The sequence below is a fragment of the Mesorhizobium sp. ORM8.1 genome, from assembly GCF_053005525.2.
The window spans coordinates 1,657,896-1,679,497 of record NZ_CM132600.1; the positions used below are offsets into that span (position 1 = coordinate 1,657,896).

Sequence of the window (21,602 nt, forward strand, 5' to 3'; positions counted from 1 at the left end):
ATTCAAGGGATGAATCCACGAGGTTGACCGATGGACATAGCAGCGCCACTTCGCTGAACGGACCAGGGCCAGATCGCCACAAGCTTAAAACCTAGAGCGATGGCGCTCGGCTTTTGTTCTCAGGCGCCTCCCGAAAAAGGCAAACATGAACATCCCAGAGCAATTGGACGGCACTACACCACTCCGACTCAATGTAGCGGCCCAAATCGCTTTTCCGGACGGCTCGATGGGCGCCGCAGGTTTGCGAAAAGAACGAGATGCAGGCCGCCTTCAGACAGAGTTGATCGCAGGCAAGGAATACGTCACTTTGGCAGCAATCGCCGAGATGAGGGAACTATGCCGCGGACGTCGAAAGGGGCACGCCTGGTCTGGCGCGCCGAAAGCCGAAAAGCAGACGGCAGCCTCCGCAACGGAGCCGGCTGGTTCATTCGCGATGGCACAACCTTCACAAGCGCTTGCGGCGGCACTGGCGACCGCGAACGCGCTGAAAAACGGCTCGCCCAACACATCATTGAAAAATACCGGCCGGCGCGCGAGCGCGGCCGTGATCCGGCATCCGTCACGGTAGCCGACGCCATAAGCGTTTACCTCGCCGACGTCGCTCCCTCACATGCCAAGCCGAAGGAAACCGCCGACCGACTGATCGTCGTGCTAAGCTGGTTCGGCCACAGCAAGATCGGCGACATCGACGGTAAGGTCTGTCGCGACTACGCGAAAGCACATGGCAACGGCTCGGCCGCCAGACGTCAGTTGGAGGACCTGCGCGCTGCGCTGAACAACTATCACCGGGAAGGCTATATAACTTCTGCGCCTGCTATCGTGCTGCCGGCGAAGTCTGTACCGCGCGACCGTTGGCTGACTCGCGACGAAGCGGCCGCCCTGCTTCGTGCCGCATGGCGCATGCGCCAATCATGGAAGGGTAAGCCAAGCGACCGCCGAACTGCACGCCACGTCGCACGGTTCATTCTGGTCGCTCTGTATACCGGCACCCGTTCGGCCGCGATTTGCGGCGCCGCCGTCCGGCCCACGGAGGGAGCAGGATATGTCGACTTGGAACGCGGTGTTTTCTATCGCCGCGCCGCCGGTCGCCGTGAGACGAAGAAGCGCCAACCACCGGTTAGGCTGCCTGACCGACTGTTCGCGCATGTGCGTCGCTGGGCGCGCACGCCTCTAGAGATCAAGACCAAGGGACGCGGAAAAAGCGCAAGCGTCGGCCGCATGATCGCGCACGACTACGTCGTTGAGTGGAACGGCGAGCCTGTGCAGTCTATCAAGAAAGCATTCCGCTCGGTGGTCGAGGCGGCCGGGCTCGGCTGGTATGAGGACGTGGCGACACCCGAAGGTGGCATCCGGCGCGTGTTCCGCACCGACATCACGCCGCACGTCTTCCGCCACACAGCCGCGACCTGGCTGATGCAGCAAGGTTCCGACCCGTGGGCGGCGGCCGGCTTCCTCGGCATGACGGTTCAGGTGCTGATTCAGACTTATGGGCACCATCACCCCGATTTTCAGGCCGAAGCGGCCCAGGCGATCGTCTCGAAGTCACACTCGCGAAACCCGCCCAAAAACACAGTCAGGATGCCTGCGGCACAGAAGGAGAACATTTCCGCCTACCCCACAGTTACCCCACAGAAACGCCGGAAATAAACGTGAACAAGCGCCTTCGGACGTCATGAGAAACGCCGGAAATCTGGGCTTTTGCTGGCCAACCCGCCCGTTCGGGACGAGGGGGTCGCAGGTTCAAATCCTGCCACTCCGACCAGTCCGAAGTTTTCCCGAAAGCTCAGAATTTCGCTGATAGATCAGTCGCTTGACTGGCTTCCGCATGCGCGTCGCCGTCAATCATGGCCGTAGCTCGTGGGCAGATGGCGCTGTAGTTCCATCGCGTCGTGAAGGACCCGGCCGATGCCAATGATCCGGGGCGTTGCGCGATAGAGCAGGAAGTGGCGTGGCCGCTGGACAATGCCGTGTTCGGTGCGTGCGCGGTCTCGACCGTGTCTTAGGTGATAGCTGCGAATTCCGTTGCCGAGCTCAGCACGGGCAACGCTGCCCACCCGCTCAGGACTGGCGGCAATGTCGCGCAATGCCGCGATCAGCAATCGTTCGTAACGGGTACGTGCGGTCTCGCCGAAACTGGCTTGCGTGTAGGCAAGTATCTGAACGATATCTTCCTTCGCGGCCGCGGACAGCCGATACAGGGCCATCGCCTACAAGCCGGCTTTTTCGCGCGTGCGCTTGCCTGTTGTCCGAGGCCACTGATGAACTCTTCCAGCCCGTCCTCGGCGACATCCTGGAAACGGCCCTGTTCAATGTCGTGGAAGCCAATGGCAGCGGCCTCCTGAGCGCCGTGAGCTTCGCAGCTTCCTGCGCCTCGCGCTGTTCGATCAGCCGCAAGCCATCGCGCATGACCTCACTGGCGTTCTGGTACCGCCCGGTTTTCACCAACCGGTCGATCACCTCGTCCAGGTGCTCCGTCAGGACAACGTTGCGTGTCGGCATCGCGATATCCGTTTCAATCCACAGCCCATGATACAGGGATATGGCATATTATGCCAATGCTCAATCAGTCAACCGGCGCGCATCACTCAAAACGGACGAGGAGACTCGACAGCGAGCCCTCACTTTGGCGTAATGGCTAGCCGCCCTAATTCAAGGGATATGCGAAACCATTGAACGGCGAGGCCAGGTAGAGAATGAAGTTCGCGTCGACTGCCGCCTTGCGGTTTAGTTTGATCGCCATGCTGCTCGTTGCGGCCGGTTGCTCTTCGACCGTGGCATCGACCAGCCAGGCCAAATACGACAAGATGAGCTGCAGCGAGCTCAACGCCGCGCTCGGCGACACCGCCACCGAGATATCGCGGACCGCCATCGGCCGCGGCAAGGTCGCCAAGACCAGCGTGCCGACCTGGCTGCTGGGCGGCGAGCGCGTCAAGACGGCGGTGGCCGATCGCGAAACCGCCCGGATCGAGCGGCTGCAGCAACAGCAGCAGGCGATCATCGCGGTGCGAAGGCGTCAGTGCCCGTCCTCGCAATGACAGCACGCGGAGTGACCGGCTCCCGCTTCAGGCGCTTATCCTGAACCGTGTGACGTCGATCGCTGCGTTCATCAGCGTCTGCGTGTAGGCGGCTTGCGGGTTGCTGAAGATCGCTTCCGTCGGCCCTTCCTCGACGATCTTGCCCTGCTTCATGACGATGATGTAGTCGGCCATTGCACGCACCACGGCGAGGTCATGGCTGATGAAGAGATAAGACAGCTCGTGATCGGCCTGCAGCTTGCGCAGCAACTCGACGATCTGCTTTTGCACCGACCTGTCGAGCGCCGAGGTCGGCTCGTCCAGCACCACCACTTTCGGCATCAGGATCATGGCGCGGGCAATGGCGATGCGCTGGCGCTGGCCGCCGGAGAATTCGTGCGCATAGCGGTTGCGCGCATTCGGGTCGAGGCCGACCTCGCGCAGCGCCTCGACGGCGCGTTGGTCGCGCTGCTTGCCGCTCAACGAGGGCTCGTGCACCAAAAGCCCCTCGGTGATGACCTGGCCGACGGTCATGCGCGGCGACAGCGAGCCGAACGGATCTTGGAAGACGAGCTGCAATTCGCGCCTGAGCGGCCGCATCGCCTGCTTGTCGGCTTGCGAAATGTCGCGGTCGCCAAAGCGGATGACACCGTCGCTGGGCAACAGCCTGAGCAGCGCGCGGCCTAGTGTCGACTTGCCGGAGCCGGATTCGCCGACGATGCCGATGGTCTGGTTGCGCTTCAGCCGGATCGAGATCTTGTCCACGGCATGCAGCATCAGCGGCTCGCCGCCGAGGAAGCCGCCGCCGATCTTGAAGGTGACCTCGACATTCCTGCCTTCGAGCAGCACCGGCGCGTTGGCTGGCGGCGGCGCCTTGGTGCCGGTCGGCTCGGCCGCGAGCAGCATCCTGGTGTAGGCGTGCTGCGGGTTGGCAAAGAGCGCCTCGGCGTCGCCCTCCTCCACCACCTCGCCCTGGCGCATGACATAGACGCGGTCGGCGAAGCGCCGCACGATGCCGAGATCGTGGGTGATGAAGACGATCGCCATGCCGAGCTTGCGCTGCAGCTCGGCAAGCAGCATCAGGATCTGCGCCTGGATGGTGACGTCGAGCGCCGTTGTCGGCTCGTCGGCGATCAATATGTCGGGATCGTTGGCCAGGGCCATGGCGATCATGACGCGCTGGCGCTGGCCGCCCGACATCTCATGTGGATAGGATTTCAGCCGCCGCTCGGGGTCGGGAATGTGCACCAGTCGCAAAAGCTTCAGCGCCTCTTCCCTGGCCGCTGTCCCATTTAGCCCGCGATGGCGGCGGATCGGCTCGATCAGCTGGTTGCCGATGGTGTAGAGCGGATCGAGCGAGGTCATCGGCTCCTGGAAGATCATGCTGATCTTGCGGCCACGCACCTTGTTGAGCTCGCTCTTCGACATCGTCAAAAGGTTCCGGCCGCGATAGTCGACATGGCCGGTCGCGTCGCCATTGGAGGACAGCAGGCTCATCGCCGCCATCATCGTCTGGCTCTTGCCGGAGCCGGATTCGCCGACGACGGCAACGGTCTCGCCGGCATTGACCTTGATGTTGATGCCTTTGACCGCCTCGACAGTGCCGTCGAGGGTCTGGAAGCGGACGCGCAGGTCCTTGACGCTGAGGATCGTTTCGGAAGCAGCCATGTCAGCGGTCCCCATCTTTATCGATCTCTCGGGTCGAGCGCGTCGCGCAGGCCGTCGCCGACAAAGTTCAGCGCAAACAGCGTCGAGACGAGGAAGAAGGCCGGGAACAGCAGCAGCCAGTTGGCGTAGCCGATGTTCTTGGCGCCGACCGAGATCAGCACGCCCCAGCTGGTCATCGGCTCCTGCACGCCGAGACCGAGGAAGGACAGGAAGCTTTCCAGGATGATCACCTGCGGCACCAGCAGCGTCATGTAGATGACCACCGGTCCGAGCAGATTGGGAATGACGTGGCGCGTGAGAATGCCGCGCTGGCCGACGCCCATCGCTTCGGCCGCCTGGACATATTCCTGGCGGCGGATGGACAGCGCCTGGCCGCGCACGATGCGCGCCATATCGAGCCACAGCACCGCGCCGACAGCCAAAAACATCAGCACGAAATTGCGGCCGAAGAACACCACCAGCATGATGACGAAGAAGATGAAGGGCAGCGAATAAAGCACGTCGACGATGCGCATCATCACCTCGTCGACCCTGCCGCCGGCAAAGCCCGCCGTCGCGCCATAGACGACGCCGATAACGCCGGCGACGACGCCGGCAAGCAGGCCGATCGCCAGGGATATGCGGCCGGCCATCAGCGTGCGCGACAAGAGATCGCGACCGGTGTTGTCGGTGCCGAAATAGAAATATTGCTGCTTGACCGCCGCGCTCATCGTCACCTCGAGGCCATCGGGCGACTTGTTCTCGATCTTGGTGTCGTCGAAAGCGTCGGAACGGTCGAGGTAGCGGGCGTTGCGGTCGTCGATCGGCTTGGTCGAGGTGACGGTGACGATGACCCGGTTGCCGTCCTGATGCCATTCCTTGATGTCGACACGCATGCGCTTGACGGCGTCGGTCAACGCCCCCTGGATCATCTCCGGTTTCGGGTAGGCCGAAAGGCTCGGCGGCATGCGCACATAGTCGCCATAGATGGTCGTGTATTCGTGCGGCACGACCCATGGGCCGAACACGCTGATGATTGCGATCAGCACCAGGTAATAGAGGCTGAACATGGCGGCGCGGTTGCGCTTCAGCCGCGCCCAGGCATTGCCCCAGGCCGAGCGGCCGACGATCGGTTCGGGAACGACGACGGCAAGCTCAGTCATAGCGCACCCTCGGATCGACGACCGCGTAGAGGACATCGACGATCAGGTTGAAGACGATGGTGAAGAGCGCGATCACCACCACGGTGCCCATGACCAGCGTGTAGTCGCGGTTGAGCGCCGCGTCGACGAAATAGCGGCCGACGCCTGGAATGGAAAAGATCGTCTCGACGATGATCGAGCCGGTGAGCAGCGCCGCCGCCGCCGGACCGGTGAAGGAAACGATCGGCAGGATGGCGCCGCGCAGCGCGTGCTTGACCACAACCGACCAGTCCGACAGGCCCAGCGCGCGGGCGGTGCGGATGTGGTGCGAGCGCAGGCTCTCGATCATCGAGCCACGCATCAGCCGGGCGACGATGGCGATCTGCGGCAGGGCCAGCGTCAGCACCGGCCCGACCTTGTTGATCAGCGCGCCATCGCCCCAGCCACCGATCGGCAGCAGCTTCCAGGACAGACCGAAGACGAGCTGGATCACCGGCGCGATGACGAAGGTGGGGATGGTGCTGCCGGCGGTGGCGAGCGCAATCACCGAATAGTCGCCGATCTTGTTCTGGTTGAGCGCGGCGATCGTGCCCAGAATGCTGCCCAGCAACAGCGCCAATATCAGCGCCGAGCTGCCTATCTGGATCGAGATCGGCAGGCCTTTGGCGAAGAGTTCCGCGACGGTGAAGTCGGGCAGATTGTAGCTCGGGCCGAAATTGCCGCGCAAAAGGTTGCCGAGATAGTGGACATATTGCAGCCAGAGCGGGTCGTTGAGGCCGAACTGGGCTTCAATGTTGGCCTTGATCTCCGGACTGAGGCCCCGTTCCTGGTTGAACGGACCACCCGGCGCGACACGGATCAGGAAGAACGCCACCGTCACGATGACGAACAGCGTCGGAATGGCGGTCAACAACCGCCGCAGGACATAACGCAGCATCGGTGCCCCGTTTCAGCCAGGGCGACAGCTCTCCGGACGAAGACCGTGGCGCGCTGGCATCTCTGATCTTCGCACCGGGTAACCCGAAAATCCAACCCGACTTTCGGCCCGGCACGACGACAGACCGCAGCCGCCGCCCCCAAAACAGGAGCGGCGGCGCGGCCAAGGTTTCTGGTCAGTCCTTGGTGATGAAGCGGGACGGATGGATGTCCATGACATTGTCGGTGAAGCCGTGCAGCTTCGAGGACACGATGTCGTGGTAGCTGTAATAGAGAAGCGGGATCTGGCCGACATCGTCGACGAGAATGCGTTCGGCCGCCGCGAGGTCCTTCATGCGCTCCTCGGGCTTGCCGCCGGCGGCGGCAGCCTTGTCCATGGCAGCCTCGTAGGCCGGGCTGTCATAGTCGGAGTAATTGTTGCCGCTCGCCTTGCGCGAGATGCCGAGGAAGGTCTCGGGATCCTTGTAGTCGGCGATCCAGGCGGCGCGGGCGACGTCATAATTGCCCTTCTGCTCGAGGAAGCCGTAGTGGGTCTTGGTGTCGGTGTTGAGCAGTGTCACCTCGACGCCTAGCGGCTTAAGCTGTTCCTGGATGGCGACCGCCATATTCTTGTGGTTTTCCGAAGTGTTGTAGCGGATTTCCATCTTCAGCGGATGCTCCGGCGTGTAGCCGAGCTTCTCAAACACCTTCTTGGCGGCATCCTCGCGGTCGATCTGCGACATGTCGGCGAACTTGGCCAATGACGGCGTGTAGCCCTCGACACCTGGAGGCACCATCGAGTAGCCGGGCAGCATCGAATTCTGCCACACCTTCTCGGCGATGAAGTCGCGGTCGATGGCCATCGAGATGGCGTTACGCAGCTCGACATTGTTCCACGGCGCCTTGTCGGTCTTGATGGCGTAGTAATAGGTGCCGAGATACGGCCCGACGCGGATCTGGTCGCCGAATTTCGTCTTCAGGTCGGCAAGCTGCTCGGTCGGCAGGTCGTCATAGCTGTCGAGCTCGCCGGCCTCGAAGCGCTTCATGGCCGAGGAGCGGTCCTCGGTCGGGATGTAGTTGACAGTGTCGATCTTGACGCTGGCCGCATCCCAGAATTTCGGATTCTTGACCAGCTTGAGGTGGTCGTTCGGCACCCATTCGGCAAGCGTGTAGGCGCCGTTGGAGACGAGTTTGCCCGGCTTGATCCACTCGGCGCCGAGCTTGTCCATCGAGGCCTTGTTGACCGGATAGGTCGCCTGATGGGTGAGCATCTCCAGGAAGTAAGGCGTCGGCGCCTTCAGCGTCACTTCAAGCGTGTTGGCGTCGATCGCCTTGACGCCCATGTCCTCGGCCTTGCCCTTCTTGGTGTTGAAGTCCTCGGCTCCCTTCACCGGATAGAGCATCGAGGCGTATTCGGCGCCGGTCGCCGGATCTTCGAGGCGGTGGAAGGCATAGACGAAATCCTCCGCCGTCACCGGGCTGCCATCCGACCACAGGCCGTCCTTGCGCAGCTTGAAGGTGTAGACGGTGCCGTCGTCGGACACTGCCCAGCTCTCGGCGGCGCCGGGGATCAGATTGGTCTTCTCGTCCTGCATGACCAGCCCCTGGAACAGATCGCGCAGGATGTTGGCTTCATAGACGGTCGAGGTCTTGTGCGGGTCGACCGATTCCGGTTCGGCGGCACTGCCGCGGTTGTAGACGGTTTCGGCGAAAGCATGCGTGTAGAAGGTACCAGTGGCCAGAGCCATGGTGGCGGCGAACACCGTCGCCTTCAGCATGTTTTTCAGCATGAAGTTTCTCCCTGTCGGCGCGGCCCCTCAGCCACGCCTTTTTGAGTGTTGACGCATCGGAGCCGTTTGAATGGCCCCTTTTCAAGCGTGCCGCCGGTCCGTCCCGGCAGCTGGTGGCAGGAGACTAGACAGAGGAGTATTTTATTTCAACCATTGCCTGCTTGACGCAAAGTGAGCGTACCTTTGCTAAAACAGCGAAATCTAACGCTCAGAGCTTCGATTCAACTTGCTACACCTGCCGGTTGTTCAATGTGTTTTCTGTTTCTGCAGCCGGGTCTTGGCATTCTCAGCTCATGCTGAAGAACCAGAAAAACCTCGTTTCTTGGTCTCGTTTCCGAGCCAATACGGCGGCCACGTCGGCGGTCGAATTCGCCATGCTGGCGCCGATCTTCATCGTGCTTCTGCTCGGAATAGTTGCATACGGCATCTATTTCGGCGCCAGCCATTCGGTGCAGCAGATCGCCGCCGACGCTGCACGGACGGCGATCGCCGGGCTTAACCAGACGGAAAGACAGGCGCTGGTGACCGACTTTGTCGCAAATGACGTCGCGGGCTACCCGTTCGTCGATCCCACCAAGCTGACAATCAGCGCGCAGGACAGCGCCGCCGACGGCAGCCAGTTCGTCGTCTCGGTCACTTACGATGCGCGCAACCTGCCGATCTGGAACCTGTTCCGAAACCTGCCGCTCCCGGGCACGACGATCCAGCGCCAGTCGACGATCCGTGTCGGAGGTATTTGATGCACATCAAGGGGGATTGATGGCGGCGACGCGGCGGCTGCTCGCCGACCGGAGCGCCAATTTTGCCGTCATGACGGCGCTGTGCACGCCGGTGGCGCTAGCCTTGACCGCTTTCGCCGTCGACGAAGGCGCGCTTTACAACGAGCGCCGCGCCGCGCAGTCGATCGTCGACATCGCCGCGATCACCGCGGCGAACAACATCAGCAACGCCCAGCAGGCGGTGCTGACCGCGCTGAGCGACAATGGCATCACCTCCGTCGCCGTCCAGCAATCAGGCACGACGATCGCGCCGACCGCCACCAAGGCCGTCGTCCAGATCACACCTGGGCGCTATACCGGTCTGACCACCATTGCCACTGGTAGCCGCTTCCAGGCGGGGCAGTTGCCTTACAATGCCGTCCAGGTGTCGCTGAAGAAGCAAGGCACGCTCTATTTCGCCGCCTCCATGATGAGCCCGCCGACGATCGGCACAAGCGCCATCGGCAGCGCGCAGCCACAAGCGGCCTTTTCGGTGGGATCGCGGCTCGCCAGCCTTAATGGCGGCATTCTCAACGCGCTTCTCGGCGGCCTTCTGGGCGGCAATATCTCGCTCAGCGTGATGGACTATAATTCGCTTATCTCAGCCGATATCGACGTTCTTTCCTTCACCGATGCGTTGGCGACGCAATTGCATCTGACCGGCGTTTCCTACAACGACGTGCTCGCCTCGAAGGCGACGGTCGGACAGATCGCCACGGCCATGGCCAATGTGCCGGGACTTGGCAACTCGGCCAAGGTGGCCTTGCAGACCATGGCCTCCAGCGCCACCAACACCGTCAAGATCCCACTCAGCACCCTTGTCGACCTCGGGTCGGTCGGCAATCTCGGCATCGGGCAGAAGCCGCCGGGGCTCACCGTGGCGGCGAGCGCGCTCAGCATGCTGACGGCGGCCGCCGGTCTTGCCAATGGCACCAATCAGGTCGCCGTCAACCTCGGCGCCACCATACCGGGGCTGTTGTCAACGACGGTTTCGATCGCCATCGGCGAGCCGCCGCAAGCCACGCCCTGGCTGGCAGTGGGGGAATTGGGGACTGTGGTTCGCACCGCGCAGACGCGCATAAAGATCAATGCCAGCGTCGGCCTCGGCAATTCCAATCTCGGCGGCGGTATCAGCCTGCTCGCGGTCAACCTGCCACTCAACATCGAGATCGCCTACGCCGAAGCCAGATTGACCGACATCACCTGCCCGACCGGCCCGTCGAGCATCCAGGTTACGATCGCCGCTCAACCGGGCGTGGTCGCGGCGCATCTGGCCAACAGCAACGCCACCGGTTTCGCCGACTTCACCAAGCCGCAATCCTTCTCCGATGCGGAAATCGCGGATGTCAGCCTGAAGCTGCTGCTGATCAACCTCAGTCTGATACAGATCAACGGTTCGTCCTACTTCAACATCACCAACATGACGCCCACCAACTTGACCTTCAACGCCACCGATATCGCCAACAAGGCGATCAAGACGGTGTCGACCAAGAACCTGACGCAGTCGCTCACCACCTCGCTGGTCAACAATTTGTCGCTGACGGTCACGGCGCTGGGTCTCGGCATCGATCTCACCGCACTTCTGGGGACGGTGAAGCCGGCGGTGGTTACCGTGCTCAACGGTGTGACCGCCCCGGTCGACAGCCTCGTCTACAATTTGCTTGGCGCGCTTGGCGTGCGTGTCGGCGAGGCCGACGTGCGGGTGACAGGCGCGACCTGCGGACGCTCGGTGCTCGTCCAGTAAACCGCCGTCGAAGTGACTAGCCAACCCTTCCGATGAAGCAGCCCAGGGGCGGCAGAGCCAGCGTGGCCTCTTCGAGGACGCCGGCAAGGACGCCAGAGCTGTCGATCTCAAGCGCGACCAGCTCGACATCGCCAAGCTCCGGCGGCAGCGTCCAGCCCACAGGATCGCCGGCGAAATTGAAGACGCAGACGAGCTTCTCGCCATCACCTTCACGAATGAAGGCCAGCACGTCGCCCTCCGCGTCGAGAAACCGGATGGAGCCGGAGGTCAGCGCCGGATGGCGCTTACGCAAGGCGAGCACCGCGCGATAGGCCGACAGCACAGAATGATCCTCGCCATTCTCGAGGTCGACGGCGCGGGCACGGTGGGCCTGCGGCACCGGCAGCCAGGGTTTGCCGGTGGAGAAGCCGGCATTCTCAGCCTCCGTCTCCCAGACCATCGGGGTGCGGCAACCATCCCTGCCCTTCACACCCGGCCAGAAGCGGATGCCGACGGGATCGCGCAGATCCTCATAGGCGAGTTCCGCCTCTTCCAGGCCAAGCTCCTCGCCCTGGTAAAGGCAGATCGAGCCGCGCAGGCAGGCAAGCAGCGCGATCGAGAATTTCGCCACCGCAACCGGATCGCCACCCGGCCGTGTCCAGCGGCTGACATGGCGCACGACATCGTGGTTGGAGAAAGCCCAGCAGACCCAGCCCTGCGGTGCGGTGCTTTCGAACGCCTCGACGCAGCCGCGCACATGAGCGGCGGAAAACTGCGGGCTGAGCAGGTCGAAGGTGTAGCACATCTGCAATTTGTCGCCGCCGGATACATAGGCGGCGAGCGTCTGCAACGAACGCTCCTCGTCGCCCACCTCGCCGACCGCGGCGCGGTCCGGATATTCATCGAGCAGCGCGCGGAAGCGGCGCAGGAAATCGAGGTTCTCCGGCCGCGTCTTGTCGAAGAGATGCTCCTGGAAACCGTAGGTGCTGGTCGAGCCATTGGTGCCGGCGACGCTCGCCGCCAAGGGCGGGTTGTCGCGCAGCCAGCGATCGTGGACATAGTAGTTGGCGGTATCGAGGCGAAAGCCGTCGACACCGCGTTCCAGCCAGAAGCGCACGGTGTCGAGCAACGCGTCCTGCACATCCATATTGTGGAAGTTCAGGTCGGGCTGCGCGGCCAGGAAATTGTGCATGTAATACTGCCGGCGCGTGGCGTCCCATTCCCAGGACGGTCCGCCGAAGACGGATAGCCAGTTGTTGGGCGCGTTGCCGTCCGGCCTGGCGTCGGCCCAGACATACCAATCGGCCTTGGCGCTGTCGCGAGCGGCGCGGCTTTCGACGAACCATTCATGCTTGTCGGAGGAGTGCGAGATGACCTGGTCGATGATGAGTTTCAGGCCGAGCCGATGCGCCTCGACGATCAAAGCGTCGAAATCCTCCAGCGTGCCGAACATCGGATCGACGTCGCGATAATCCGAGACATCATAGCCCATGTCGGCCATCGGCGACTTGAAAAAGGGCGACAGCCAGATGGCGTCGACGCCGAGCGAGGCGACATGGCCGAGCCGCGCGGTGATGCCCTTCAGATCGCCGCTGCCGTCGCCGGTCGTATCCTGGAAGGAACGCGGATAGATCTGGTAGATGACGCAGCCGCGCCACCATTCGGTCGCTTGTTCCGTGTTCTCGCCAGCCATCACGAACCCTTCCTGGCTCGGGTCTTTGTCACCCGGTTTTCAATCATGAAATTGACGCTGCGACCCGGAAGCGGCCGCGCCAGGTCGAGCGGCTGCGTCTCGATCGCCGGCTGCCATGCCAAGCCTTCCCGCTCCGGCAGGGAGAAGACGCATTGGCGGCGGTCGCCATTGATCATGACGGCAAGTCGATTGCCCGTGGTATCGCCAAACAGCATGACGAGGCGATGTCGGGCGGGATCGTTCCAGTCGGCCTCGCCGAGCGGCGCGCCGGTCTCGGTCAGCCAAGCGACATCGGCGATGTCCGCCCCGTCCGACCGCTGGCCGGTCAGGAAACGTGTCTCGGTCAATGCCGGGAAAGCACGACGAAGCGTCGACAGCGCCGCCGTGTAGCCCTCCAGCGCCCGGTCGCGGCCGGTCCAGTCGAGCCAGGTGATGGCGTTGTCCTGCGCATAGGCGTTGTTGTTGCCTCGCTGCGTGCGGCCGAACTCGTCGCCAGCTGTCAGCATGATCGTGCCGCGCGCGGCAAACAGCGTTGCAAGCAGCGCGCATCGATCGCCGAAGCGGGCGTCGGCGATCGCAACGTCGTCCGTCTCGCCCTCGACGCCGTTGTTCCACGACAGATTGTCGTTGTGGCCGTCGCGGTTCTGCTCGCCATTGGCGGCGTTGTGCTTGCGCTCATAGGCAACGATGTCGGCCAGCGTCATGCCGTCATGGGCGGCGATGAAATTGACGCTGCGGCTGGCAGGCTGCCCTTGTCTGCCGAACACGTCGGACGAACCCGCAAGCCGCGTGGCCAGGGCGCCGAGCGTGCCGGTGTCGCCGCGCCAGAAGCGCCTGACGTCGTCACGGTAGCGGTCGTTCCATTCCAGATATGGCGGCCGAAAATTGCCGAGCTGGTAGCCATTCGGACCGATGTCCCACGGTTCGGCGATCAGCACCCGGTCAGCCAGCACCGGATCGCTTGCGATGGCCTGGAGCAGCGGCGCGTTAGGCTCGAATGTGCCATCGACACGGCCGAGCACGGGAGCGAGGTCGAAGCGGAAACCGTCGACGCCGGCGTGACGGACGAAATGGCGCAGCGTGTCCAGCACCATCTCGCGCACGGCGGGATGATCGCAGGCCGCCGTGTTGCCGGTGCCGGTGTCGTTGGCGAGGCGGCCGTCCGGCAATTGCCGGTAATAGGCCTGGGCGTCGAGGCCGCGCAGCGACAACGTCGGGCCGAGTCGGTCGCTCTCTCCGGTGTGGTTGAAGACGAGGTCGAGGATGGTGCCGATACCGGCCTTGCGCAGCGCGGCGACGGTGTCGCGCAGTTCCACCAGCCCGCCGGGCGCAAGGCGCGGGTCGAGCGCCATGAAGGTGACGGGGTTGTAGCCCCAGGCGTTGCTGAGCCCCAGCGGTGGCAGATGGCGCTCGTCGATCGATGCCGTGACCGGCATCAGCTCGACGGCTGAGACACCGAGGCGCTTCAGATGATCGACGATGGTCGGATGGCCAAGCGCTGCGACTGTGCCGCGCTGGGCTTCCGGCACGTCGGGATGCAGCTTGGTGAAGGAGCGGACGTTGAGCTCGTAGATTAGGCCGCCGGGCTGGAACAAAGGTGGCTTGCTTGGCAGCGGTTGCGGCAAGGCACGCGCGACTGTCTTCGGCATCAGCGATGCGGTGTCGGCGCCTTCGTTGCGCTTGGCGGCAAGGCGCCAATGGTATTGATAGGGCCGGTCGATCTCTGTGGCATAAGGGTCGGTGAGCAGCTTGTCGGGATCGAACCACAGGCCGCGTTCAGGCGCATAATCGCCGTCGGCACGAAAACCGTAGCGCGTGCCCTCGGCAAGGCCGGAGACGACCAGCGCATGCACGCCGTCGCCTTCCGACTTCAGCTCCAACCGATCGGTTTCGCGCGTGCCGCTGTCGTCGAAAAGCGAGACCCACAGGCGCCGCGCGGATGAGGACCAGACGGCGAAGCGGATGCCTTCGGGGGTGATGGTTGCGCCGAGGTTGGTCATGGGTGCGGCCCCCACCCTCCCCCTCGTGGGGAGGGTCGCGAACGAAGTGAGCGGGGCGGGGCGGCGCCAGCAAAGCGCTTTACGAGTACCCCCACCCCGATCCGCTGCGCGGATCGACCCTCCCCACAAGGGGAGGGTAAAGCAAGTACCACCCTCAAGTAATCACGCTCGGCTTGTCGCGGCCGGTGTGGCTCTTGATGCCGGCGATGTCGTCGGCGGCGGCGATGAGGTCGGCGAGCGCTTCCTGCGTGTCGAGATCGTGCCGGTTCTTGTCCGGCTCGTAGCGCTCGATATAGACGCGCAGCGTGGCGCCCGACGTGCCGGTGCCGGAGAGGCGGAGCACGACGCGCGAGCCGCCCTCGAATAATATCCTGATGCCCTGGTGCTCGCTGACCGAGCCATCGACCGGATCGTGGTAGGCAAAGTCGTCGGCCTTGGCGATCTTGAGGCCGCGCACGCTGGTGCCGGGCAGCGAGCCAAGCTTGGCACGCAATTCGTCGACCAGCGCGTTGGCGCGGTCGCTCTCGACCTCCTCGTAGTCATGGCGCGAATAATAGTTGCGCCCGTAGGTCGCCCAGTGCTCGGTGACGATCTGCTTGCAGCTCTCCGCGCGCACGGCCAGGATATTGAGCCACAACAGCACGGCCCACAGCCCGTCCTTCTCGCGCACATGGTTGGAACCGGTGCCGGCGCTCTCCTCGCCGCAGATCGTCGCCATGCCGGCGTCGAGCAGATTGCCGAAGAACTTCCAGCCGGTCGGCGTCTCGTAGATGCCGATGCCGAGCTTTTCGGCGACGCGGTCGGCCGCACCGCTGGTCGGCATCGAGCGCGCGATGCCCTTGAGACCATCCTTGTAGCCGGGCGCCAGGCGGGCGTTGGCGGCAAGCATCGCGACCGAGTCCGACGGCGTGACGAAGATGCCGCGGCCGATGATCAGATTGCGGTCGCCGTCGCCGTCCGAGGCGGCGCCGAAGTCCGGCGCGTCGGCTCCCATCATCTCGTCATAGAGATGCTTTGCATGGACCAGGTTCGGATCGGGGTGATGGCCGCCGAAATCGGGCAGCGGCTTGAAGTTGCGGCAAGTGCCGTTCGGAGCGCCGAGCCGGTGCTCGAAGATTTCCTTGGCGTAGGGACCGGTCACCGCGTGCATGGCGTCGAAGCGCAGGCGGAAGCCCGATTTGAACAGCTTCTTCAAGGCGTCGAAGTCGAACAGGCTTTCCATCAGCTCGGCATAGTCCTTGACCGAGTCGAAGATCTCGACCGTCATGTCGCCCGCCTTGACGGTGCCGATGGTGTCGATGTCGATCGTGCCGATATCGGCGATCTTGAAGCTCTTGATCTCCTTCGACTTGGCGAAGATCGCGTCGGTGATTTTCTCCGGCGCCGGGCCGCCATTGCCGGCATTGTACTTGATGCCGAAATCTTCATGCGGGCCGCCCGGATTGTGGCTGGCCGACAGGATGATGCCGCCGAAGGTCTTGTATTTGCGGATGATGTTGGAGGCGGCCGGCGTCGACAGGATGCCGCCCTGGCCAACCATCACCTTGCCGAAGCCGTTGCCGGCGGCGATGGCGATCGCCTTCTGGATGACCTCACGGTTGTAGAAGCGGCCGTCGCCGCCGATCACCAGCGTCTTGCCTTGAAAACCGTCCAGCGCGTCGAAGATCGACTGGATGAAGTTCTCGGCATAGTGCTCCTGTTGGAACTCGGGCACCTTCTTGCGCAGGCCCGACGTGCCGGGCTTCTGGTCGGTATAGGGTTTGGTGGGGACGGTTCTGATCATGCCTCAGGCAGTCCTTTTTGAAAGCAGCAAGCGATAGAGTTCGACGTATCTTTCGGCGCTCTTGTCCCAGGAGACATCGGCCTTCATGCCCTGGCGTTGGATCGAGGCCCAGACCGCCGGCCTGGCATGCTGCTCGACCAGCCGCTGGATCGCATACACCATCGCGCCGCCATTGTTGGGCGTGAACTGGAAGCCGGTGGCGACGCCGGCCGAGAGCGCTGCTTCATTGGCGTCGATGATGGTGTCGGCAAGGCCGCCGGTGCGGGCAACGATCGGCACGCAGCCATAGCGCAAACCGTAGAGCTGGGTCAGGCCGCAAGGCTCGAAGCGCGACGGGATGACGATGGCGTCGCAGCCGCCCTGCATCACGTGGGAAAGGCCCTCGTCGTAGCCGACGACGACGCCGACGCGGCCGCGATGACGTGCGGCGGCGGCAAGCAGCGTGCCTTCAAGGCCGGCATCGCCTGAGCCCAGGATGGCAAGGCGCGCGCCGGCGGCGACGATGCCATCGACGACCGCGGCCAGGATGTCCATGCCCTTCTGCCAGGTCAGCCGGCTGACGACGCAGACGATCGGGCTGCCGTCGGCCGCGAGGCCGAAGCGCTCCTCGACGGCCTTGCGGTTCTTGGCGCGGGCCTCGAGCGTGTCGGCCGAGTAGTTCGCCACCAGGAGCTTGTCGGTCTGAGGGTTCCAGATGTCGACATCGATGCCGTTGACGATGCCGTAGAGGTCGGTGGCGCGCATATTGATCAGGCCGTCGAGGCCCATGCCGAATTCCGGCAAGCGGATTTCCTGCGCATAGGTCGGGCTCACCGTGGTGATCGCCCAGGCGGCCTGCAGGCCGGCCTTGAGAAAGCCGACGCCGCCATAATATTCGACGCCATCGAGTTGCATGGCGACCGCCGGCAGGCCGAGCTCGCCGAAGATGCCGGCGCCGAACTGGCCCTGGAAGGCCAGATTGTGCACGGTGATCAGCGACGGCACGCCGACCGCCTTGCCGTAGCGCATATAGGCCAGCGTCATCGCCGACTGCCAGTCATGGGCATGCACGAGATCGGGCTGGTAGCCGGAGATGGCGCCGCCGGCGATGTCGCCACCGACCTGGCTAAGTGCTGCAAAGCGCCGCCAATTGTCGGGCCAGTCGGCGCCCGAAGCGGTGCCGTAGGGGCCGCCCTGGCGATCGAACAGATGCGGCGCGTCGAGCACGAAGAGGTCGAGATCGCCGATCTTGACGGCATGGACCGAAGCCTTGCCGCCCTGCAGCAGCGGATACTGGTAGACCGCCTTCTTCTTGGTGAAGGCGCCCATCACCACAGGGTAGCCGGGGATCAGCGTGCGCATCGCCACGCCCTTGGCGGCGAGGGCGATCGGCAGCGCGCCGGTCACGTCGGCAAGCCCGCCGGTCTTGATCAGCGGGAAGATTTCGGGCGTGACCGACAGAACCTGCATGCGCCTCACATTCCGATCCTAAGGTGACAGGTCAAAGTGACAATCTGTTGATCGACCCAACCAGGTCGACAACTTGTTGATCGACCGGACGCCGATCAGGTTGACAGCTTGTTGATCATCTCCTGCGTGATCAGGCAGATGCCCTTTTCCGACACGCGGAAGCGCTTGGCGTCGAGCACCGGGTCCTCGCCGACCACCAGCCCTTCCGGGACGTGAACGCCATGGTCGATGACGACGCGCTTGAGGCGGGCGTTGCGGCCGACATGGACGTCGGGCAGCATCACCACCTCTTCCAGCGTCGAGTACGAATTGATGCGCGCGCCGGTGAAGATCAGGCTTCTCTTCAGCGAAGCACCCGAGACGATGCAGTCGCCCGACACGAGCGACGAGACGGCCGAGCCGCGCCTGCCATCCTCGTCATGGACGAACTTTGCCGGCGGCTTCAATTCGGCATAGGTCCAGATCGGCCAATCGCGGTCGTATAGGTCGAGCTCTGGGGTAATGTCGGTGAGGTCGATATTGGCTTCCCAATAGGCATCGACGGTGCCGACGTCGCGCCAGTAGGCCTCGTTCTCGGCGGTCGAGCGCACGCAGGATTTGGCGAAGCGGTGGGCGATCGCCTTACCATGCTGGACGATATAGGGGATGACGTCCTTGCCGAAGTCGCGGCTGGAGCCGGGCTCGGCGGCGTCGCGGCGCAGTTGCTCCATCAGGAATTTTGTCTTGAAGACATAGATGCCCATCGAAGCCAGCGCGAATTCCGGCTTGTCGGGGATGCCGGGCGGATCGGCCGGCTTTTCGACGAAGGCTATGATGTTGTCCTTGCCGTCGACATGCATGACGCCGAAGCCGGTAGCTTCCATGCGCGGCACTTCCAGGCAACCGACGGTGACGTCGGCGTTGGCGTCGACATGCTGACGCAGCATCAGCTCGTAATCCATCTTGTAGACGTGGTCGCCGGCCAGGATCACCATATATTCGGGCCCGTAGGCCTCGATGATGTCGATGTTCTGGTAGACGGCGTCGGCCGTGCCTTCATACCACTGCGTTTCGGAAACACGCTGCGATGCGGGCAGGATATCGAAGCTCTCGTTTCGCTCGGGCCTAAGGAAGTTCCAGCCGCGCTGCAAGTGGCGGATCAGCGAATGCGCCTTGTACTGGGTGGCGACGCCGAGGCGACGGATGCCGGAATTCAGCGCGTTGGAGAGCGCGAAATCGATGATGCGCGTCTTGCCGCCGAAATAGACGGCGGGCTTGGCGCGCCGGTCGGTCAGCTCCTTAAGGCGGCTGCCGCGGCCGCCGGCCAGTACATAGGCCATGGCGTCGCGCGCCAGCGGCTGGGTTCTCTTGAGTTCTGCCATTGTTACCCTCCCAAGTAAGCTGTCCGGATCGCGGCCGGAGCAAGATGCGCTATTATTTGCCTTGGTCCGCGACGAATTCCAGCATGATCGTCGACAGCGGCGGCAACAGCATCGTCGCCGATGTGCCGCCCCCTTCCCCGCGCGCCTCGACCGTACCGCCATTGCCCATGCCGGTGCCGCCATAATCGGCGGCATCGGTGTTGATGATCTCGCGCCATTTGCCCGCGTTCGGCAGCGGCACGCGATAGTTCTCGCGCGGCACCGGCGTGAAATTGGAGATGACGGCGATCGGATTGCCGTCCGGCGCGCTGCGCAGCCAGGCGAAGACCGAGTTTTCCTTGTCGTCGACGATCAGCCAGGAAAAGCCTTCCGGCTCGCAGTCGCGCGCGTGCAGCGCGGGCCGCGAGCGATAAAGGTAGTTCAGATCGCGCACCGTCTGCCAGACGCCGCGATGCGGCGCGAATTCGAGCAGGTTCCAGTCGAGCGCGCGCGCCTCGCTCCACTCGCGGCGCTGGGCGAATTCCTGGCCCATGAACAGGAGCTTCTTGCCGGGATAGCCCCACATGAAGGCGTAGTAGGCGCGCAGCGTGGCAAACTTCTGCCAGTCGTCGCCTGCGATCTTGCCCAGAAGCGTGCCCTTGCCGTGCACGACTTCGTCGTGGGATATCGGCAGCACGAAATTTTCGGAGAAGGCGTAGGTCAGGCCGAAGGTGATGTCGTTGTGGTGGTGCTTGCGGAAGATCGGTTCCTTGGAGAGGTACTCCAGCGTGTCGTGCATGAAGCCCATGTTCCACTTGAAGCCGAAGCCGAGCCCGCCTTCATGGACGGGGCGCGAGACCTTCGGCCATGAGGTCGATTCCTCGGCGATCGTCACCACGCCGGGATGGTGGCCGTAGAGCTCCTTGTTCATTTTCTGCAGGAAGCTGACAGCCTGCAAATTCTCGCGTCCACCCTTCTCGTTGGGGATCCACTCGCCAGCCTTGCGCGAATAGTCGAGGTAGAGCATCGAGGCGACCGCGTCGACGCGCAGACCGTCGACATGGTATTTTTCGGCCCAGAACAGCGCGTTGTTGACCAGGAACGACACCACTTCGCGGCGGCCGAAATTGTAGATCGCGGTGTTCCAATCGGGGTGGAAACCCTGGCGCGGATCGGCATGCTCGTAGAGCGCGGTGCCGTCGAAATGGACGAGCCCGTGCTCATCGACCGGGAAATGCGCCGGAACCCAGTCTAGGATGACGCCGACGCCGGCGCGGTGGGCGCCATCGACGAAACGGGCAAAGCCGTCGGGATCGCCGAAGCGCGCGGTCGGCGCATAAAGTCCGGTTGTCTGATAACCCCAGGACGGGTCGTAGGGATGCTCGGAAATCGGCAGGAACTCGATATGGGTGAAGCCGGTATCAACCACATAGGGGATCAGCCGCGCGGCGAGCTCGTCCCAGGACAGGAAGGTGCCGTCATCGCGGAGCTGCCATGAACCGGCATGGACCTCGTAGATCGACATCGCCTCGCGCCGCGGATCGGCCTTGCGCCAATAGTTGCGATGCGCCTCGTCGCCCCATTGATGCGCGATCGGCGGCGTCGTCACCGAGGCGGTGGCGGGGCGCAGTTCGGATTCGAAGGCGAACGGATCGGCCTTGAGCGGCAGCCGCACGCTATCGGGGCCGATGATCTCGAACTTGTAAGGCTGGCCGGCGCCGATGTCGGGGATGAACAACTCCCAGATGCCGGTGTCGCGGCGGTCGCGCATGGTGTGGCGGCGGCCGTCCCAGTCGTTGAAAGCGCCGACAACGGATACCCGCCTGGCATTGGGCGCCCAGACGGCGAAATGCACGCCGGTCGCGCCCTCATGGTCGATGATGTGGGCGCCGAGCTTGTCGAAGAGCCGCAGATGCGAGCCTTCATTGATGTAATAGTCGTCGAGCGGCCCGAGTACCGGGCCGAAGGAATAGGGATCGGTCAGCCACCATTCGCCGCCGGCATTTTTCGCGTGATAGCGCAGCGGCTGGCGCTTGCGGATCGAAACCTTGCCCTCGAAGAAGCCGGCATCGTCGCGGCGCGAAAGTTCGCCGACTTCCTTGCCGGCCAGCGTGTAGGCGGAGACGAATTCGGCATTGGGCACGAAGCAGCGCGCGACGAAACCTTTGCCGGCTTCATGCACGCCCAGCACCGCAAAGGGATCACCATGCGTTCCGGCGACAATCGCCGCGACATCACCGGCTGGCGCCAGTCCATCCGGCCCGCTTGTCGCAGCGGTCACGCGCGGCTTGCTCATCAGGCGGTGTTCCCTCCCAGGGTACTATTTTGTTGTTCGTGGCCTCATGCAA

Annotated in this window: 15 protein-coding genes and 1 pseudogene; 4 read left to right on the forward strand and 12 right to left on the reverse strand. The window is 63.5% G+C overall.

The features are described 5' to 3' along the window. Window positions 1-336 precede the first annotated feature (336 nt). Entirely contained in the window at window positions 337-1,647 is a 1,311-nt protein-coding gene (locus ACVDG8_RS08800) for a tyrosine-type recombinase/integrase (protein WP_447254355.1), read from the forward strand. A gap of 191 nt (window positions 1,648-1,838) precedes the next feature. On the opposite strand, the gene ACVDG8_RS08805 is transcribed toward ACVDG8_RS08800, so the two are convergent. Further along, window positions 1,839-2,204, reverse strand: coding sequence for a type II toxin-antitoxin system RelE/ParE family toxin (locus tag ACVDG8_RS08805; RefSeq protein WP_447254356.1), 366 nt, complete (start codon window positions 2,202-2,204; stop codon window positions 1,839-1,841). A gap of 14 nt (window positions 2,205-2,218) precedes the next feature. Continuing rightward, window positions 2,219-2,499, reverse strand: a pseudogene (locus tag ACVDG8_RS08810) (type II toxin-antitoxin system ParD family antitoxin); the annotation flags it as partial. A gap of 194 nt (window positions 2,500-2,693) precedes the next feature. Here ACVDG8_RS08810 and ACVDG8_RS08815 point away from each other — a divergent pair. Further along, window positions 2,694-3,035, forward strand: coding sequence for a hypothetical protein (locus ACVDG8_RS08815; RefSeq protein ID WP_447254358.1), 342 nt, complete (start codon window positions 2,694-2,696; stop codon window positions 3,033-3,035). A gap of 27 nt (window positions 3,036-3,062) precedes the next feature. On the opposite strand, the gene ACVDG8_RS08820 is transcribed toward ACVDG8_RS08815, so the two are convergent. The 4 genes from ACVDG8_RS08820 to ACVDG8_RS08835 form a co-directional block, all read right to left on the reverse strand. Further along, complete coding sequence (locus tag ACVDG8_RS08820) at window positions 3,063-4,682, reverse strand: ABC transporter ATP-binding protein (RefSeq protein WP_447254359.1); 1,620 nt, start codon at window positions 4,680-4,682, stop codon at window positions 3,063-3,065. Between the two features lie 17 nt (window positions 4,683-4,699). Next, the gene (locus ACVDG8_RS08825) at window positions 4,700-5,824 is read right to left on the reverse strand and encodes an ABC transporter permease (protein ID WP_447254360.1); all 1,125 of its coding nucleotides are present in this window, start codon (window positions 5,822-5,824) and stop codon (window positions 4,700-4,702) included. Further along, on the reverse strand, window positions 5,817-6,740 hold the full coding sequence (locus ACVDG8_RS08830; protein WP_447254361.1) for an ABC transporter permease subunit: 924 nt from the start codon (window positions 6,738-6,740) through the stop codon (window positions 5,817-5,819). The genes ACVDG8_RS08825 and ACVDG8_RS08830 overlap by 8 nt, the downstream gene beginning before the upstream one ends. 175 nt (window positions 6,741-6,915) lie before the next feature. Further along, window positions 6,916-8,508, reverse strand: coding sequence for a peptide ABC transporter substrate-binding protein (locus ACVDG8_RS08835; RefSeq protein ID WP_447254362.1), 1,593 nt, complete (start codon window positions 8,506-8,508; stop codon window positions 6,916-6,918). Window positions 8,509-8,801: 293 nt separating this feature from the next. Here ACVDG8_RS08835 and ACVDG8_RS08840 point away from each other — a divergent pair, with 293 nt between their 5' ends. Further along, window positions 8,802-9,248: a TadE/TadG family type IV pilus assembly protein gene (locus ACVDG8_RS08840; protein WP_447257278.1), complete on the forward strand. Its 447-nt coding sequence runs from the start codon at window positions 8,802-8,804 to the stop codon at window positions 9,246-9,248. Window positions 9,249-9,267: 19 nt separating this feature from the next. Further along, entirely contained in the window at window positions 9,268-11,010 is a 1,743-nt protein-coding gene (locus ACVDG8_RS08845) for a TadG family pilus assembly protein (RefSeq protein ID WP_455707648.1), read from the forward strand. A gap of 16 nt (window positions 11,011-11,026) precedes the next feature. Here the strand turns inward: ACVDG8_RS08845 and bglA are convergent, their stop codons facing one another. The 6 genes from bglA to glgB form a co-directional block, all read right to left on the reverse strand. Continuing rightward, window positions 11,027-12,682, reverse strand: a complete 1,656-nt coding sequence (gene bglA / locus ACVDG8_RS08850) for a beta-galactosidase BglA (RefSeq protein ID WP_447254364.1) — start codon at window positions 12,680-12,682, stop codon at window positions 11,027-11,029. Continuing rightward, window positions 12,682-14,682: a glycogen debranching protein GlgX gene (glgX, locus tag ACVDG8_RS08855; RefSeq protein ID WP_447254365.1), complete on the reverse strand. Its 2,001-nt coding sequence runs from the start codon at window positions 14,680-14,682 to the stop codon at window positions 12,682-12,684. Before glgX ends, bglA begins: the two co-directional genes overlap by 1 nt. Window positions 14,683-14,836: 154 nt before the next feature. Then, the gene (locus tag ACVDG8_RS08860; RefSeq protein WP_447254366.1) at window positions 14,837-16,465 is read right to left on the reverse strand and encodes an alpha-D-glucose phosphate-specific phosphoglucomutase; all 1,629 of its coding nucleotides are present in this window, start codon (window positions 16,463-16,465) and stop codon (window positions 14,837-14,839) included. Between the two features lie 3 nt (window positions 16,466-16,468). Next, window positions 16,469-17,914, reverse strand: a complete 1,446-nt coding sequence (gene glgA / locus ACVDG8_RS08865) for a glycogen synthase GlgA (RefSeq protein ID WP_447254367.1) — start codon at window positions 17,912-17,914, stop codon at window positions 16,469-16,471. Between the two features lie 95 nt (window positions 17,915-18,009). Further along, window positions 18,010-19,275, reverse strand: a complete 1,266-nt coding sequence (gene glgC / locus ACVDG8_RS08870) for a glucose-1-phosphate adenylyltransferase (protein WP_447254368.1) — start codon at window positions 19,273-19,275, stop codon at window positions 18,010-18,012. A gap of 52 nt (window positions 19,276-19,327) precedes the next feature. Further along, complete coding sequence (gene glgB, locus ACVDG8_RS08875; RefSeq protein WP_447254369.1) at window positions 19,328-21,550, reverse strand: 1,4-alpha-glucan branching protein GlgB; 2,223 nt, start codon at window positions 21,548-21,550, stop codon at window positions 19,328-19,330. Window positions 21,551-21,602 lie beyond the last annotated feature (52 nt).